The organism is Marivita sp. (assembly GCF_020055675.1).
Lineage (GTDB): Bacteria > Pseudomonadota > Alphaproteobacteria > Rhodobacterales > Rhodobacteraceae > Marivita.
In genome coordinates this window covers 1-16,302 of record NZ_JAIPUS010000026.1, presented here as the reverse complement: position 1 = coordinate 16,302, position 16,302 = coordinate 1, and the positions used below count along the sequence as shown (strand labels likewise).

Sequence of the window (16,302 nt, the reverse complement as noted above, 5' to 3'; positions counted from 1 at the left end):
CTCCCTTTTTTGGTGCCACTGATCCCCGCAGAATGCGGGGCTGTCAATCGGGGTTCGCGCGCGTGAACGGCAGGGGCATCGGCGGTTTGTACGGTTTGCCGTTTGAGACGTATGGTTTGCCCGGTCGGGAGGGATCCGGTGTCAGGATGTGACGCAGCAGCGCCACCGGGTGGCGGCGCAGGGTCAGGCGCAGGGCGACGTAGTCTTCGACCACCTGTTCGCCTTCGGTCATCTGCGGCAGCAGGGCTGCCGGTTCCGAAATGGCTTCGCCGTCGATATCACCCTCGAAGAGCGGCAGGGTCGTGCGGGTTGTCAGTGCCTTGGCGTCCCACAGCGCCTGTCGGCGGGACAGGCGCAGGTCGTGGAACGTGTCGGCCTCGGCGAGGCGCGCGATGGTGGCCGGATCAAGGCCCGCGCGGCGCCAGAGGTCGCGGACGCTTTGATAGCCATTGCCGCGTCCGGCGGCGATCCAGGTGGCGTCTTCCTCTGCGATGCCCTTGATCTGCCGGAAGCCGAGGCGCAGGGCGAGGCCGCCTGCCTCGTCCGGTTCCATCACGTTGTCCCAGAAGCTGGCATTGATGCAGACGGGCAGGACGGTGACACCATGTTCGCGGGCGTCGCGGATGATCTGGGCGGGGGCATAGAAGCCCATGGGCTGCGCGTTGAGCAGCGCGCAGGCGAAGATGCCGGGGTGGTGATGCTTGATCCAGGCGCTGGCATAGACCAGCAGGGCAAAGCTGGCGGCGTGGCTTTCGGGAAAGCCGTAGGATCCGAAACCTTCGATTTGCGAGAAACAGCGTTCGGCGAAATCTTCGTCATAGCCCTTGTTGCGCATGCCGCGCAGGAAAAGCGTGCGGAACTCTGACACGTTGCCGTGTTTCTTGAAGGTGGCCAGCGAGCGGCGCAGGCGGTCGGCCTGTTCGGGGCTGAAGCCCGCGCCGACGATGGCGATCTGCATCGCCTGTTCCTGAAAGAGCGGCACGCCGAGGGTCTTGCCCAGCACCGCGCCCAACTCATCTGACGGAAAGCTGACCGCCTCTTCGCCGTTGCGGCGTCGGATATAGGGGTGAACCATGTCGCCCTGGATCGGGCCGGGGCGGATGATCGCGACCTCGATCACCAGGTCGTAGAAGGTACGCGGTTTCATGCGGGGCAGGAAGTTCATCTGGGCGCGGGATTCGACCTGGAAGACGCCGATGCTGTCGGCCTTGCAGAGCATGTCGTAGACGCCCGGGTCTTCGGGCGGCAGGGTGGCGAGGTTGTAGGTCTGGCTGTGATGGAGCTGCATCAGGTCGAAGGCCTTGCGGATGCACGACAGCATGCCGAGCGCCAGCACATCGACCTTGAGGATGCCGAGCGCGTCTATATCGTCCTTGTCCCAGCAGATGACGGTGCGATCCGCCATCGTGGCGTTTTCGATCGGGACCAGTTCGTCGAGCCGGCCTTCGGTGATGACGAAGCCGCCGACATGCTGGGAGAGGTGGCGGGGGAAGCCGATGATCTCGAAGATCAGTTCCATCGTCAGTTTCAGGCGGTGATCGTCGGGGTCGAGGCCGATTTCGCGCATGCGCTGGTCTTCGAGGCCGTTGGTCGAGAAGAAGCCCCAGAGTTGCGAGGACAGCGCGCCGATGGTGTCCTGGCTGAGGCCCATGGCGCCGCCGACTTCGCGGATGGCGCGTTTGCCGCGATAGTGGATCACGGTGGCGCAGAGCCCCGCGCGGTGGCGGCCGTAGCGGTCATAGATGTGCTGGATCACCTCTTCGCGGCGTTCATGTTCGAAATCGACGTCGATGTCGGGGGGCTCGTCCCGCGCTTCGGAGACAAAGCGCTCGAACACCATGGTGCCGATCTCGGGCGAGACGGAGGTGACGCCGAGGCAGTAGCAGACCACCGAGTTGGCGGCGGAGCCGCGCCCCTGGCAGAGGATACCGCGTTCCCGCGCAAAGGCGACGATGTCGCGCACGGTGAGGAAATAGGGTTCATAGTTCAATTTTCCGATCAGGGTGAGCTCATGGCTGAGCAGGGTTTTCACCTTGTCGGGGGCGCCGTGGGGATAGCGCCAATGCAGGCCTTCCTGTGCCAGGCGCGCGAGGCGTTGGGTCGCGGTTTCCTGTGCGGTGATTTCGCTGGGGTATTCGTAGCGTAGCTGGCCGAGGTCGAACTGGCAGGTTTCGGCGAGCTGGGCGGCGCGGGTGACGGCCTCGGCATGGGGGCCGAGCAGGCGGCGCATCTCGGCATCCGAGCGCAGGCGGTGTTCGCCATTGGCCAGCGCCTTGGTGCCCAATTCATCAACGCGGCAGCCCTGGCGGATCGCGGTGACCACATCGGCCAGCTTGCGGCGGCGACCGTGGTGCATGATCGGGGTGGCCGAGGCGAGGGTGGGCAGGTTCAGATCCTGGGCCAGCCCTGCAAGGCGGTCGAAACGGGGCCTGTCCTGCCCGTCGTAGCGCGGGCTGAGGACGAGATGGGTCTGCCCGGCAAAGCGGCGCGACAGCTGCTGCGCCTGTGTGTGCCATGCGCCCGCGCCGTCCGTGACTGTCGGGACATGTGTCGGCGGGTGCAGGAGCCAGTGCAGGCCGTGCGAACAGTGCAACAGGTCGTCGAGCGTGAGGTGGCAGTCGCCCTTGGGCGCGCGGCGGCGGCCGGTGGTGAGCAGGCGGCAGAGCTGCGCCCAGCCTTGCCGCGTGGCAGCCAGCGCCGTGACGGTGAAGCCGGTGTCGGTGACGATGCGCGCACCGGGGATCAGGCGCGGCACATGGGTGAGTGCCTGTGACCGTGCGTGATCGATGTGATCGGGCACGGGTGGGCCGATCGGGCCGTTCTTTGCTTCGAGCGTGGTACGTTCGCGGATCAGGCGGGTGATCTGTTTGGCTTCGGACCAGGCGCGGACGATGCCGGCCACCGAGTTGGTGTCGGTGATGGCGATGGCCGAGAGGCCCAGCGTGGCGGCGCGATCCATGTATTCCTCGGGATGGGACGCCCCGGTGAGGAAGGTGAAGTTGGAGGTGATCGACAGCTCTGCAAACATGTCGTTCTTTTATGTTCTTTCTTTGTTCCAGTTCCAGTGATTCGAGTCGGATCGAGCGTCTTTCCCGGTGGATCGGGAGGCGTTGGCATATTTGGAAAGAGAAGAAGATCAGGACGCGGGCGTGACCAGCCATGTGAGCACATGGGTGTCGGTCTGGCTGTGCCTGAGCGTGAAGCTCTGGCCGGCGCCGAGAGCTTCGGTCAGGTTGGTTGCGAGGGTCAGCGTCAGGCTGCGCGCGTCTGGCGGGCTGCGCAATGTGGCAGCGTCGAAGCCGAAATGCCGGTTGACGCGGGGATAGAGCGCCTTGAACAGCGCCTCTTTGGCGGAAAAGGCGAGCGTGGCATTCGTGGCGACAGGAAACGCGCCCTTGGTGATCGTCTCGCGTTCCTCGGGGCTCAGGGTTTCGGAGAGGATCGCCGCGAGGCTGCGGCCCGACGCCATGGCCTCGGTGTCGACGCCGCAGGTCTGTTCCGTGTTGCGTGACAGAAGGCAGGCGCAGCGCCCACGCGCGTGGCTGATCGACCCCGTGAGGCCTGCGGGCCAGACCGGTGCGCGGCTGGCTGCGTTGGAGACCGGTGTGGGCGCGTGGCCGAGCAGCGCCATGGCCGCCAGGGTCATTGCCCGGCCGGCCAAGTATTCGGCCCGGCGTTTGTCCACGGCTCGGTGCAGCCTGTCCGGCAGGGGGATGTCGAGGGCTCTGAAGAGCTCTGGCGTGAAGGCGGTGTCGCGATACGCAGCCGTGACGAGCACGGTGTCGGGGAGGCCGCTGTCCTCGGTCCGCAGGTCCGACAGGAAGCCTTGGGCGCGGGTCTGCAGGTCTGACAGGAGGCTCTGGGTCATGGCTGTTTGACATCGGCGCACAGGCGCCTTCGGTCAAGGAAAAACGCCCGTGCATTTACTTGGGACATGCGCTTGGGTAAGGCGATGGCACAAGCGTGGAGGCGTCAGAATGTCGGAATCCCCCCCGTCGCGCGGGGTCGTATACGTGGCCTGGGGCAAGGCCCATGTGGATGTGGCGCGGCGATCGGCAGCATCGGTCAAGACGCACAACCCGGATCTGCCCTGCGCGATCTGGTGTGCCGAGGGTGATGACGTTTCGGGGTTCGACCAGAGCTTTGTCATTCCCGCCGACATGACCCGGCCCAAGGTGGGGGCGCTGAAGTTCAGCCCCTATGACGAGACCCTGTACCTGGACAACGACACCATGATCCGGGCTGATCTGTCGTCCTTGTTCGACCTGTTGCAGAAGTTCGACCTGTGCGGCGCGCATGTGATGCTGTGGCACCGGCCGCGACACAGGCGGATGTGGCGGACCGAGGTGCCGGAGACCTTTCCCGAGATCAATTGCGGGGTGCTGCTCTATCGCAGGAACGCGGCAACCGACCGGTTTTTCGACGATTGGCAGGCGGCTTATGATGCGGCGGGGATGAAGATCGACCAGCCGACGTTCCGGGAAACGCTGTGGCATTCCGATCTGCGGTTCTACGTCTTGCCGCCGCAATTCAACAAACGTGTTTTCGAGGCGTCAGAGCTGATCTATTCGGACCAGCCGAAGCCGCGTATCCTGCATATGCCGATCCTGCGGCCGCAGAAGACCCTGTTCAAACGGTGGTTTTCGAATTTGATCCGGTAGGCGGATCCGTATCATCCGGTGAACGCGGCGGAGCGGCTTGTACGTGGACACAGCGCGTGCCAGCATCAGTCGCCAAGGAGTGTGAGAGCCATGCAGATGCAGACAGAGGCGGTGCAGTTGCCGCAGACGGTCGAGCCGCGCAATCCGGGGATGGGGCTGGACCTTGACTGGGTGATGCGGGCCACGGCGAACCGGTCGGCGATCGAGCGGCGCGCGGCGGCGCTGCCGGGGCGGCGGTCGGTGAAGAAGGACTTTCAGGCAGCGTGGCTGTGCCGCGCGGTGACCTGTATCGACCTGACGACGCTTGCGGGCGATGACACGGTGGGCCGGGTGACCCGCCTGTGCGCCAAGGCGCTGCAACCGGTGCGGTCGGATTTGCTGGCGGCGCTGGGCATGGACGGGCTGACCGTCGGGGCGGTCTGTGTCTATCACGATATGGTTGCGCCCGCCGTCACGGCGCTGGCAGGCACGGGGATTCCGGTGGCGGCGGTCAGCACGGGGTTTCCGGCGGGCCTGTCACCGTTCCATCTTCGTGTCGCGGAGATCGAGGAGAGCGTGAAGGCGGGTGCTGCCGAGATCGACATCGTGATCTCGCGCCGGCATGTGCTGACCGGGAACTGGCAGGCGCTTTATGACGAGATGCGGGCCTTCCGTGCGGCCTGCGGCGAGGCGCATGTGAAGGCGATCCTGGCCACGGGAGAGCTTGGCACCTTGCAGAACGTGGCGCGGGCTTCGCTGGTCTGCATGATGGCGGGAGCGGATTTCATCAAGACCTCGACCGGCAAAGAAAGCGTGAATGCCACATTGCCGGTGTCGCTGGTGATGGTCCGGGCGATCCGCGAGTTTCACGAGGCGACGGGGCACCGTGTCGGCTACAAGCCCGCCGGCGGGATTTCCAAGGCCAAGGACGCGCTGGTGTACCTGGCGTTGATCAAGGAAGAGCTGGGCGACCGCTGGGTGCAGAACGATCTGTTCCGCTTTGGCGCCTCGTCGCTGCTGGGCGATATCGAACGGCAGCTGGAGCATCATGTGACCGGGGCCTATTCGGCGTCCTGGCGGCACGCGGCTGGGTGATGTCGCGTTTGCATATTTTTAAAGAGAAGAAGCCATGACCGTGCGAGAGATATTCGAGAGTATGGATTACGGGTCGGCCCCCGAGGCAGCGGGGGATGCGCTGGCATGGCTGGTCGACCAGGGCGATCGGTTTGGTCATTTCATCGACGGAGCCATGACTGAACCCGAAGCGGTGTTCGAGAGCCGCAATCCCGCGACGGGGGAGGTTCTGGCGCATGTGAGCCAGGCGACGGAGGACGATGTGGATGCCGCCGTTGCGGCCGCGCGCCGGGCGCAGGGCAAATGGGAGAAGCTGGGCGGACCGGGGCGCGCGCGGTATCTTTATGCGCTGGCGAGGCTCATGCAGAAACATGCGCGGTTGTTCGCGGTTCTTGAAACATTGGACAACGGCAAGCCGATCCGCGAAAGCCGGGACATCGATATCCCGCTGGCGCAACGGCATTTCTACTATCATGCCGGTCAGGCGCAATTGTTCGACAGCGAATATGCCGGGCGCGTGGCGCAGGGCGTGTGCGGGCAGGTGATCCCGTGGAACTTCCCGCTGCTCATGTTGTCTTGGAAGGTGGCACCGGCCCTGGCGGCGGGCAACACCGTGGTGTTGAAGCCTGCTGAATACACCTCGCTGACCGCGCTTCTGTTCGCCGACATCTGCCGCCAGGCCGGGGTGCCGAAAGGCGTGGTCAATATCGTCACGGGTGACGGGGCCGTGGGAGAGAGGGTCGTCACGCACCCGGACGTGGACAAGGTGGCGTTCACCGGATCGACCGCCGTGGGGCGGCGCATCCGCGAGGCGACGGCTGGGTCGGGCAAGGCGCTGACCTTGGAGTTGGGCGGCAAGTCGCCCTATATCGTGTTCGAGGATGCAGATCTGGATTCGGCCGTTGAAGGCCTTGTCGATGCGATCTGGTTCAACCAGGGGCAGGTGTGTTGCGCCGGGTCGCGGCTGCTGGTGCAGGAAGGCGTGGCGTCGCGGTTCCATGCCAAGCTGCGCGCGCGGATGGACACGCTTCGGGTTGGCTCGCCTTTGGACAAGTCGATCGACGTCGGCGCGATTGTCGACCCCAAACAGCTGGAGGCGATTCGAAAGCTGGTCGATGGCAACTCTTCCGGTACGACATATCGCGCGAATTGCGAGATGCCGGAGAGCGGGTGTTTTTATCCGCCGACGCTGATCACCGGGCTTAGCACCGCCGATCCTCTGATGCAGGAAGAGATTTTCGGACCCGTGCTTGTCGGGACCACGTTCCGCACGCCGAGTGAGGCCGTCGATCTGGCGAACAACACGCGTTACGGGCTGGCGGCGACGCTGTGGAGCGAAAACATCAACGTGGCCCTCGACATTGCGCCAAAGCTTGCGGCGGGCGTTGTCTGGGTCAACGGGACCAACATGTTCGACGCGGCGGCCCCCTTTGGCGGGGTGCGCGAAAGCGGGTTCGGGCGCGAGGGCGGGCCGGAAGGGATGATGGCCTATTCCAAGCCGTCTGGGCCCGGAAAAGCGCTGGCCAAGATCGCCGGGTTCAGCAGCGGGGCCGATACAGAGCCACAGGCGGTGGACAGGACGGCGAAGCTTTATGTCGGTGGCAAGCAGGCCCGGCCCGATGGCGGCCATGCCTATCACGTCTTCACCAAAGCGGGAAAATTGATCGGGCAGGCGCCCCTGGCGAACCGCAAGGATGTGCGCAATGCCGTCGAAGCGGCGCGGGCGGCCAAGGGCTGGGCCGGGACAACGGGGCATCTGCGGGCGCAGATCCTGTATTACATCGCCGAGAACCTCGCGGCACGGAAAGACGAATTCGCTGCGCGGATCAACCGGATGACGGGTGGCCGATCCGGCGCGAAAGAGGTCGATGTATCGGTGAACCGCCTGTTCACCTATGCCGCCTGGGCCGACAAGTTCGACGGCCGCGTGGCGCAGGTCCCCTTGCGGGGCGTGGCGCTTGCGATGCGCGCGCCCTGCGGTGTGATCGGGGCGATTTGCCCGGATGATCATCCGCTGCTGGGACTGGTGTCGGTGATGGCCCCGGCGATTTCGATGGGCAACCGCACGGTGCTGGTGGCATCGGAGCCGTTCCCGCTGGCCGCGACGGATTTCTACCAGGTCCTGGAAACGTCGGATGTGCCGGGTGGTGTGGTCAATATCCTCACCGGGCGTCATACCGATCTGGCCCCGGTGCTGGCCAGCCATATGGATGTCGAGGCGGTGTGGTCCTTTTCCTCCTCTGATCTGTCTGCCGGGATCGAGCGCGGGGCCGCCGGCAACCTCAAGCGGACATGGGTCAATGACGGGCGCGCGCGCGACTGGGCGGGTGAGGCGGGCGAAGGGCGCGTCTTTCTTGATGCGGCGACGGATACCAAGACCGTTTGGGTGCCTTACGGCGCCTGATCGCCAATTTTGGCCGCGGTCATTGAGAATCCACATTGCAGGTGTTACCTTCTGCCCATGCGGGCGCCTGCTATGATTGGCGCATAATCAAAGGAGGACGATGTCCTGTCACTTCAATCGGATGTGGCCAAGGCCGCTGACGGGGGCGTACCGATGACCGGTGCATCCCGAGCCGGATCAGCCAGCGACGCGTTGCTCGCGGCGATCCTTGACGATCTTCAAGACAACAAGGCCGAAGATATCGTGCAGATCGATCTGCGCGGAAAATCGGCCATTGGCGATTACATGGTGGTTTGTTCCGGGCGATCGACCCGACAGGTGACTGCGATTGCCGAAAAGCTGGTGGATACGCTCAAGTCCGAGCGCGGCGTTTTGTGCAAGGTCGAAGGCAAGGAAACAGGCGACTGGGTTCTGATCGACACCGGCGATGTGGTTGTGCATGTGTTCCGGCCGGAGGTGCGCGAATTTTACCAGTTGGAAAAGATGTGGCTCCCGGTGGGCGCGGCACAGACCAGCTAGTGCGGTCTACCTAGATGCGGGTGCATCTTTGCGCCGTAGGGCGGCTGAATCGCCGGTCCGAAGAGCGCGCCCTCTTGGATGACTATGTGTCCCGGTTCGGTCAGACCGGGCGCACCCTTGGCTGGCGATTTGGAACCGAAGTCGAAGTCGAGGACAGGAAAAACGGCGGGACAGCTGCCGAGGCCGCGCTGCTCAGGGCGGCGATCCCGGATAGGTCCTTGACTGTCTGCCTTGATGAGCGCGGCCGCGTCCTGTCTTCGCCGGACTTCTCTGAAATGATGCGGACCTGGGCGGATCAGGGGCGATCTGACGTGACTTTTGTCATTGGAGGGGCGGACGGATTGGACCAATCGTTGCGCGGACAGGCGGATTTTCTGCTCTCGTTTGGCAAGATGGTCTGGCCGCACAAACTGGTCCGCGTGATGATGGCCGAGCAATTATATCGCGCGGCGTCGATCATTGCCGGAACGCCCTATCATCGGGGCTAGGGTTTCGAATTGGCTGCGCCAATCCGACAGGCTGCGACAAGGCTTTGAATCGCCGGAGTGTATTCCAACGCATCTTCGACCCAGGGAAACCGGATGTCGCTCAGGTGTAGGCGATGACCAGAAGGATCACGCCGAGCAGCACGCGGTAGATGACGTATGGCGTGAAGCTCACGGATTTGAGCAGCGCGAACATCAGCTTCAAGGCGGCAAGGGCGGCAAGGAACGCGAACACCGCCGCGATGGCGGCGTCGCGAAAGAGCGCTGTGTTCGCCTCTTGTGCCACCTCGACGCTGAGCAGGGTGCCCGAGGCGAGAATTGTCGGGATCGACATCAGCATCGCAAGCCGCGCCGCGCTTTCGCGATCATAACCAAGCTGCCGGCCGGCCGTGATGACGATGCCAGAGCGCGAGGTGCCGGGAATCAGCGCCAGCGCCTGCCAGAGACCCATGATGACGGCATCTTTCAGGGTCCAGTTGCTGGTTTGTTTGACCACTGGTCCGGTTTGATCGGCCCAGTAGAGCAAAATGCCAAATATCAGCATGGTCCATCCGATCACGGCGGTGGAGCGCAGCAGGTCGCCGAACCCTGTCAGCTTGAGCGCCAGACCAAGGAGCACAACCGGCACTGTCGCGACCAGCAGGCAAAGCGCCCAGAACGCACCTTGAGTGTCGAGCCGACCTTGAACAAGACGACCCAGACCGGCTGCGACGCCGCGCACGTCGGTCCAGAAAAACAGGATCACTGCGCCAAGCGTGCCCACATGTACGGCCACATCCAGTGCCTGTCCCTGGTCTGTCAGTGCGGTCAATTGCGGCAGGAGAATCAGGTGGCCTGAAGACGAGATCGGCAAGAATTCGGTGATACCTTGAATCAAGGCCAGTATGAGCAAGTGGGTCAAGGCCATCGGAGTGATCCAGATACAAATTCGCCGTCGGGTATAAAGGTCTGAAAATCATTAGAAAGAGGAAAGTTGGGTCCGGATCGGACCTAAAATAACTGCGACGCAGCAATATTTTTTGGCTCACTCGGCGAAATTCCCCAAAATAGGTCAGCACATGTGACTTTTCTTTTGCTGATGATTTCTATAGTCAGACGCGACCGGAGCTAAGGAAGGACCCGAGCCATGGCCAAGCAGCCGATGTTGAAGTTTGTGCAGGTTGAACGCGACATGCCGCTTAAGCGCACTGCTGACGAGCGGCGCGACGACTTCCATGAAATCTATGCCGAATATGCCGATGCAAAGGCCAAGGAGCAGTCAAGCCGCTGTTCGCAATGCGGTGTGCCGTATTGCCAGTCGCATTGTCCGTTGCACAACAATATTCCCGACTGGCTGCGCCTGACCGCCGAGGGGCGGTTGCAAGAGGCCTATGAAGTCAGCCAGGCGACCAACACGTTTCCCGAGATTTGTGGCCGCATCTGTCCGCAAGACCGGCTGTGCGAAGGCAATTGCGTCATCGAGAAATCGGGGCATGGCACCGTCACCATCGGTGCCGTCGAGAAATACATCACCGACACCGCGTGGGAAGAAGGCTGGGTCAAGCCGATCACACCCGCGCAGGAGAGACGCGAAAGCGTTGGAATTATCGGCGCCGGTCCAGGCGGCCTGGCCGCCGCGGATGTGCTGCGCCGCCAGGGCGTGCAGGTCACGGTGTATGACCGTTATGACCGCGCGGGCGGGCTGATGACCTATGGCATTCCCGGTTTCAAGCTGGAAAAGCCGGTCGTCATGCGCCGCAACGAACAGCTTGAACAGGGCGGCGTGCGGTTTGTCCTGAATTGCAATGTCGGCGATGAGATTTCCTTCGAAGAGATTCGCAGTCAACATGACGCCGTGATCATCGCCACGGGGGTCTACAAGTCCCGCGACCTGGGTGGTCCGGGATCGGGCGTTGCCGGCATTGTCCGCGCGCTGGATTTCCTGACAGCCTCGAACCGCAAGAGCTTTGGCGACCCGGTGCCCGAGTTCGAAAGCGGCGAATTGAACGCCGAGGGCAAGAAAGTTGTCGTGATTGGCGGCGGGGATACGGCGATGGATTGTGTCCGGACGGCGATCCGCCAGGGCGCGGAATCGGTGAAATGCCTGTATCGTCGCGACCGGGAGAACATGCCCGGCTCGCAGCGCGAGGTGCAGAACGCCGAGGAAGAAGGCGTGAAGTTCGAATGGCTGACCGCGCCCAAGGGCTTTACCGGCGATCCGGTGGAGGGCGTCATGGTGCAGAAAATGCGCCTTGGTCTGCCGGATGCGACGGGCCGCCAGATGCCCGAGGTCATCGAAGAGTCCGACTATGTCGAGCCGGCGGACCTGGTGATCAAGGCGCTGGGTTTCGAGCCGGAAGAGCTTCCGACTCTGTGGGGTGTGCCCGAGCTGGAGGTGACCCGTTGGGGCACCGTCAAAGCGGAATTCACCAGCGGGGCGACTGCATTGCCGGGCGTCTATGCGGTAGGTGACATCGTGCGCGGTGCGTCTCTTGTCGTCTGGGCGATCCGCGACGGGCGTGATTGCGCGGATGCCGTTCTGCGCCAGTTCGCCGGCGCAAGCGCCGTTGCTGCGGAATAGATCTTAATTGACACAAGCCCGCGCAAGGACCGCCGTCCTTGTGAGCGGGCCCCGAGGAGGGACTTCACATGACCAAATATGACGCAGAATGGGTCCGCGCCGAGGAAGCCAAGCGCACCTGGATGGCCGAGAACGGCATGTATTCCGAGGAGGACGAGCATTCGTCCTGTGGCGTGGGCCTCGTGGTGAGCCTTGATGGCACCCCGTCGCGCAACGTGGTTGCAGCAGGGATCGACGCGCTCAAGGCGATCTGGCACCGTGGTGCCGTTGATGCGGATGGCAAGACCGGCGATGGCGCGGGCATTCACGTGCAAATCCCGGCGCCGTTCTTTTACGACCAGATCGAACGCACCGGCCATACACCGCGCATGGACGAGCTGATGGCGATTGGCCAGGTGTTCCTGCCGCGGACCGATTTCGGCGCGCAGGAGACCTGCCGGACCATCGTGGAAACCGAAGTGCTGCGCATGGGCTATTACATCTATGGCTGGCGGCACGTGCCGGTGAATGTCGAGTGCCTGGGCGAGAAGGCGAATGCAACGCGGCCCGAGATTGAACAGATCATCATCTCCAACTCCAAGGGGGTCGATGAGGAAACCTTCGAGCGCGAACTTTACGTCATTCGCCGCCGGATTGAAAAGGCGGCGAGCGCGGTGGGGATCGGGCAGCTTTATATCGCCTCGCTGTCCTGCCGGTCGATCATCTACAAGGGCATGATGCTGGCCGAACAAGTGGCCGAGTTCTATCCCGATCTTCAGGACGACCGGTTCGAAAGCGCCTTTGCGATCTATCACCAGCGCTATTCGACCAACACCTTTCCGCAGTGGTGGCTGGCGCAGCCGTTCCGCATGTTGGCCCATAACGGCGAGATCAACACGCTCAAGGGCAATACCAACTGGATGAAAAGCCACGAGATCCGCATGGCCTCGGCGGCCTTTGGGGACATGGCCGAAGACATCAAGCCGATCATCGCCAATGGTGCGTCCGATTCGGCGGCGCTCGATGCGGTGTTCGAGGTGCTGGTCCGCGCCGGACGGAATGCGCCGATGGCAAAGACAATGCTGATCCCGGAATCCTGGTCGAAGCAGGCCGTGGAACTGCCGCAGGCGTGGCGGGACATGTATTCCTATTGCAACTCGGTGATGGAGCCCTGGGATGGCCCGGCCGCGCTTGCCATGACCGATGGTCGCTGGGTCTGCGCCGGTCTGGACCGCAACGGGTTGCGCCCGATGCGCTATGTCGTGACAGGCGACGGGATGCTGATCGCCGGGTCCGAGGCGGGCATGGTCCCGATCGACGAAAGCACCGTCCGCGAAAAGGGTGCGCTTGGTCCGGGTCAGCTGCTGGCTGTGGATATGGCCGAGGGCAAGCTCTACCACGATGTCGAGATCAAGGATAAACTGGCGGCCTGCCAGCCCTTTGGCGACTGGGTCGGCAAGATCAACGAATTGGACAGCGCGCTCTCCCGGGTGACCGAAACGGCGATGTTCGAAGGGGGCGAATTGCGCCGCCGCCAGATCGCGGCTGGCTACAGCATCGAAGAGCTGGAGCAGGTTCTGGCCCCGATGGCCGAAGATGGCAAAGAGGTGGTCGCGTCGATGGGTGACGATACCCCGTCGGCGGTCTTGTCCAAGAAGTACCGCCCGTTGTCGCATTACTTCCGCCAGAACTTCAGCCAGGTGACCAACCCGCCCATCGACAGCCTGCGCGAATTCCGGGTGATGAGCCTCAAGACACGCTTCGGCAACCTCAAGAACGTGCTGGACGAGTCGAGCGCGCAGACCGAGATCCTCGTTCTGGACAGCCCCTTCGTGGGCAACGCGCAGTTCAAGGACTTGGCCAACCATTTCAACGCCGGCCTGTGCGAGATCGACTGCACCTTCGCGGCAGGTGGCAGCCAAGGCGCATTGAAAGACGCACTGGAACGTGTCCGGTCAGAGGCCGAAGACGCTGTGCGTTCAGGAGCGGGTCATATCGTCCTGACGGATGAATATTGCGGTGAAGACAAGGTCGCGATGCCGATGATCCTCGCCACCAGCGCGGTGCACAGCCACTTGACGCGGAAAGGGTTGCGCACCTTCTGTTCGCTGAACGTGCGATCGGCAGAATGCATTGACCCGCATTATTTTGCGGTTCTGATCGGCGCTGGCGCGACCGTGGTCAACGCGTATCTGGCGGAAGATTCGCTTGCGGACCGGATCAATCGCGGGTTGCTGGACCTGTCCTTGACAGAGGCCGTGAAGAAATACCGCGATGCCGTGGATCAGGGGTTGCTGAAGATCATGTCCAAGATGGGCATCTCGGTCATTTCGTCCTATCGCGGCGGTCTGAACTTCGAGGCGGTCGGTCTGAGCCGCGCGATGTGTGCAGAATATTTCCCCGGCATGCTGAGCCGGATTTCCGGCATTGGGCTGACGGGATTGCAGCGCAAGGCCGAGGAGATCCACGCGCTGGCTTTCCGCGGGGGTCAGGATGTGCTGCCGATCGGCGGGTTTTACAAGGCCCGCAAATCCGGCGAGACCCACGCTTGGGGCGCGCAGTCCATGCACCTGATGCAGATGGCCTGCAACAAGGCATCCTACGAGATTTGGAAGACCTATTCCAAGGCGATGCAGGCGAACCCGCCGATCCATTTGCGCGATCTGTTGGCGATCAAGCCGTTGGGCGACGCGATCCCGTTGGAGCGGGTGGAATCCATCACCTCGATCCGCAAGCGGTTCGTGACACCGGGCATGTCGCTGGGCGCTCTGTCGCCCGAGGCGCACAAGACGCTGAACGTGGCCATGAACCGGATCGGCGCCAAGTCCGACAGCGGCGAAGGTGGCGAAGACCCGGCACATTTCGTGCCGGAACCCAACGGCGACAACCCGTCTGCCAAGATCAAGCAGGTGGCGTCGGGCCGCTTTGGCGTGACCGCCGAATACCTGAACCAGTGTGAAGAGCTTGAAATCAAGGTCGCCCAAGGCGCCAAGCCGGGTGAGGGGGGACAGCTTCCGGGAATGAAGGTCACCGACCTGATCGCCCGTCTGCGCCACTCGACCAAGGGGGTGACGCTGATCTCGCCGCCGCCGCACCACGACATCTATTCGATCGAAGACCTTGCGCAGCTGATCTACGACCTCAAACAGATTAACCCGCGCTGCAAGGTGACGGTCAAGCTGGTGGCGTCCTCGGGTGTCGGCACGATTGCGGCCGGCGTGGCCAAGGCCAAGGCGGATGTGATCCTGATTTCCGGCCACAATGGTGGCACCGGCGCATCGCCTGCGACGTCGATCAAATATGCCGGGCTGCCGTGGGAGATGGGCCTGACCGAGGCGCATCAGGTCCTGTCGATGAACAAGCTGCGCGACCGCGTGACCCTGCGGACCGATGGCGGGTTGCGCACCGGGCGTGACATCGTCATGGCGGCGATGCTGGGGGCTGAGGAATACGGCATCGGCACCGCGGCGCTCATTGCCATGGGTTGCATCATGGTGCGGCAGTGCCAGTCGAACACCTGCCCGGTGGGCGTCTGCACGCAGGATGAAGAGCTGCGGGAGAAGTTTACCGGCAACGCCGACAAGGTGGTGAACCTGATCACCTTCTATGCGCAGGAGGTGCGCGAGGTGCTGGCCTCGATCGGGGCGAAGTCGCTGGACGAGGTGATCGGCCGTGCCGATCTGCTCAGCCAGGTCAGCCGCGGATCGGATCATCTCGATGATCTCGACCTCAACCCGCTTCTGATCCGGGTCGACGGGTCGGATGACATCGTTTACGACCGCACCCGCCCGCGCAATCCGGTGCCGGACACGCTGGATGCCGAAATCGTGCGCGATGCGGCGCGGTTCCTGGAGGATGGCGAGAAGATGCAGCTGTCCTACGCGGTGCAAAACACGGACCGGACCGTCGGCACCCGCACGTCGAGCCATATCGTGAAATCCTTTGGCATGAACAACGCGCTGCAGCCGAACCATCTGACGGTGAAGCTGACCGGCTCGGCGGGTCAGTCGCTCGGCGCCTTCGCGGCTCCGGGGCTGAAGCTCGAGGTGTCGGGTGACGCCAATGATTATGTCGGCAAGGGTCTGTCGGGCGGCACCATCGTGGTGCGGCCGCCGCAGGTCAGCCCGCTGAAAGCGGCGGAGAACACGATTGTCGGCAATACCGTGCTCTACGGGGCGACCGGGGGGGTCCTGTTCGCAGCAGGCCGCGCCGGGGAACGGTTCGCAGTGCGGAATTCCGGGGCCCAGGTGGTCGTGGAGGGCTGCGGCTCCAACGGCTGTGAATACATGACCGGCGGTGTCGCGGTGATCCTGGGCGAGATCGGCGCGAACTTCGGGGCGGGCATGACCGGCGGCATGGCCTATGTCTACGATCCAGAGGGCAAGGGGCAGACGCTCATGAACATGGAGAGCCTCGTGACCTGCCCGGTCTCGACCGCGCATTGGGAGGCCGAACTGAAGCGGCTGATCGAGCGGCATGTCGAGGAGACGACGAGCCGCAAGGGACAGGATATCCTGCAACACTGGGATATCGAACTGGCGCATTTCGTGCAGGTCTGCCCCAAGGAGATGCTGGACAAGATCAGCCACCCTCTTGGCATCGAGGAGCAGGCCGTCCCGGCGGAGTGACCGGCCCGCAGAG

The 16,302-nt window shown here is 63.3% G+C and carries 10 protein-coding genes; 7 read left to right on the top strand and 3 right to left on the bottom strand.

What is annotated here, in order from left to right:
- Nucleotides 1–43 precede the first annotated feature (43 nt).
- A complete protein-coding gene (locus tag LCF59_RS14290; protein ID WP_292288289.1) occupies nt 44–3,028 on the bottom strand; it encodes an error-prone DNA polymerase in 2,985 nt (994 codons plus the stop codon).
- A gap of 108 nt (nt 3,029–3,136) precedes the next feature.
- Nucleotides 3,137–3,868, bottom strand: coding sequence for a 4'-phosphopantetheinyl transferase (locus LCF59_RS14285; RefSeq protein WP_292288288.1), 732 nt, complete (start codon nt 3,866–3,868; stop codon nt 3,137–3,139).
- 109 nt (nt 3,869–3,977) lie between these two features.
- Here LCF59_RS14285 and LCF59_RS14280 point away from each other — a divergent pair, with 109 nt between their 5' ends.
- From LCF59_RS14280 to rlmH, 5 genes are all read left to right on the top strand, one after another.
- On the top strand, nt 3,978–4,661 hold the full coding sequence (locus tag LCF59_RS14280) for a putative nucleotide-diphospho-sugar transferase (protein ID WP_292288287.1): 684 nt from the start codon (nt 3,978–3,980) through the stop codon (nt 4,659–4,661).
- A 90-nt stretch (nt 4,662–4,751) separates the two neighbouring features.
- Nucleotides 4,752–5,735 (top strand): deoxyribose-phosphate aldolase, encoded by a 984-nt coding sequence (gene deoC / locus LCF59_RS14275; protein ID WP_292288286.1) that lies wholly within the window; start codon nt 4,752–4,754, stop codon nt 5,733–5,735.
- A 34-nt stretch (nt 5,736–5,769) separates the two neighbouring features.
- Nucleotides 5,770–8,118 carry an aldehyde dehydrogenase family protein gene (locus tag LCF59_RS14270; protein ID WP_292288285.1) on the top strand — a complete coding sequence of 783 codons (2,349 nt, stop codon included), beginning with the start codon at nt 5,770–5,772 and terminating at the stop codon, nt 8,116–8,118.
- Nucleotides 8,119–8,271: 153 nt separating this feature from the next.
- A complete protein-coding gene (gene rsfS, locus LCF59_RS14265) occupies nt 8,272–8,637 on the top strand; it encodes a ribosome silencing factor (RefSeq protein WP_292288284.1) in 366 nt (121 codons plus the stop codon).
- A 14-nt stretch (nt 8,638–8,651) separates the two neighbouring features.
- Nucleotides 8,652–9,125: a 23S rRNA (pseudouridine(1915)-N(3))-methyltransferase RlmH gene (gene rlmH / locus LCF59_RS14260; protein ID WP_292288283.1), complete on the top strand. Its 474-nt coding sequence runs from the start codon at nt 8,652–8,654 to the stop codon at nt 9,123–9,125.
- A 100-nt stretch (nt 9,126–9,225) separates the two neighbouring features.
- On the opposite strand, the gene LCF59_RS14255 is transcribed toward rlmH, so the two are convergent.
- A complete protein-coding gene (locus LCF59_RS14255; protein ID WP_292288282.1) occupies nt 9,226–10,029 on the bottom strand; it encodes an undecaprenyl-diphosphate phosphatase in 804 nt (267 codons plus the stop codon).
- Nucleotides 10,030–10,248: 219 nt separating this feature from the next.
- On the opposite strand from LCF59_RS14255, the gene LCF59_RS14250 reads away from it, so the two are divergent.
- On the top strand, nt 10,249–11,682 hold the full coding sequence (locus LCF59_RS14250) for an NAD(P)-dependent oxidoreductase (protein ID WP_292288281.1): 1,434 nt from the start codon (nt 10,249–10,251) through the stop codon (nt 11,680–11,682).
- Between the two features lie 68 nt (nt 11,683–11,750).
- On the top strand, nt 11,751–16,289 hold the full coding sequence (gltB, locus tag LCF59_RS14245; protein WP_292288280.1) for a glutamate synthase large subunit: 4,539 nt from the start codon (nt 11,751–11,753) through the stop codon (nt 16,287–16,289).
- The last annotated feature ends 13 nt before the right edge of the window (nt 16,290–16,302 follow it).

Bases quoted from the DNA above. Each gene is read 5' to 3' on its own strand.
- LCF59_RS14250 (WP_292288281.1), top strand. From the start codon at position 10,249: ATGGCCAAGCAGCCGATGTTGAAGTTTGTGCAGGTTGAACGCGACATG.
- LCF59_RS14285 (WP_292288288.1), bottom strand. From the start codon at position 3,868: ATGACCCAGAGCCTCCTGTCAGACCTGCAGACCCGCGCCCAAGGCTTC.
- rlmH (WP_292288283.1), top strand. From the start codon at position 8,652: ATGCGGGTGCATCTTTGCGCCGTAGGGCGGCTGAATCGCCGGTCCGAA.
- LCF59_RS14280 (WP_292288287.1), top strand. From the start codon at position 3,978: ATGTCGGAATCCCCCCCGTCGCGCGGGGTCGTATACGTGGCCTGGGGC.
- deoC (WP_292288286.1), top strand. From the start codon at position 4,752: ATGCAGATGCAGACAGAGGCGGTGCAGTTGCCGCAGACGGTCGAGCCG.
- LCF59_RS14290 (WP_292288289.1), bottom strand. From the start codon at position 3,028: ATGTTTGCAGAGCTGTCGATCACCTCCAACTTCACCTTCCTCACCGGG.
- rsfS (WP_292288284.1), top strand. From the start codon at position 8,272: ATGACCGGTGCATCCCGAGCCGGATCAGCCAGCGACGCGTTGCTCGCG.
- LCF59_RS14255 (WP_292288282.1), bottom strand. From the start codon at position 10,029: ATGGCCTTGACCCACTTGCTCATACTGGCCTTGATTCAAGGTATCACC.
- LCF59_RS14270 (WP_292288285.1), top strand. From the start codon at position 5,770: ATGACCGTGCGAGAGATATTCGAGAGTATGGATTACGGGTCGGCCCCC.
- gltB (WP_292288280.1), top strand. From the start codon at position 11,751: ATGACCAAATATGACGCAGAATGGGTCCGCGCCGAGGAAGCCAAGCGC.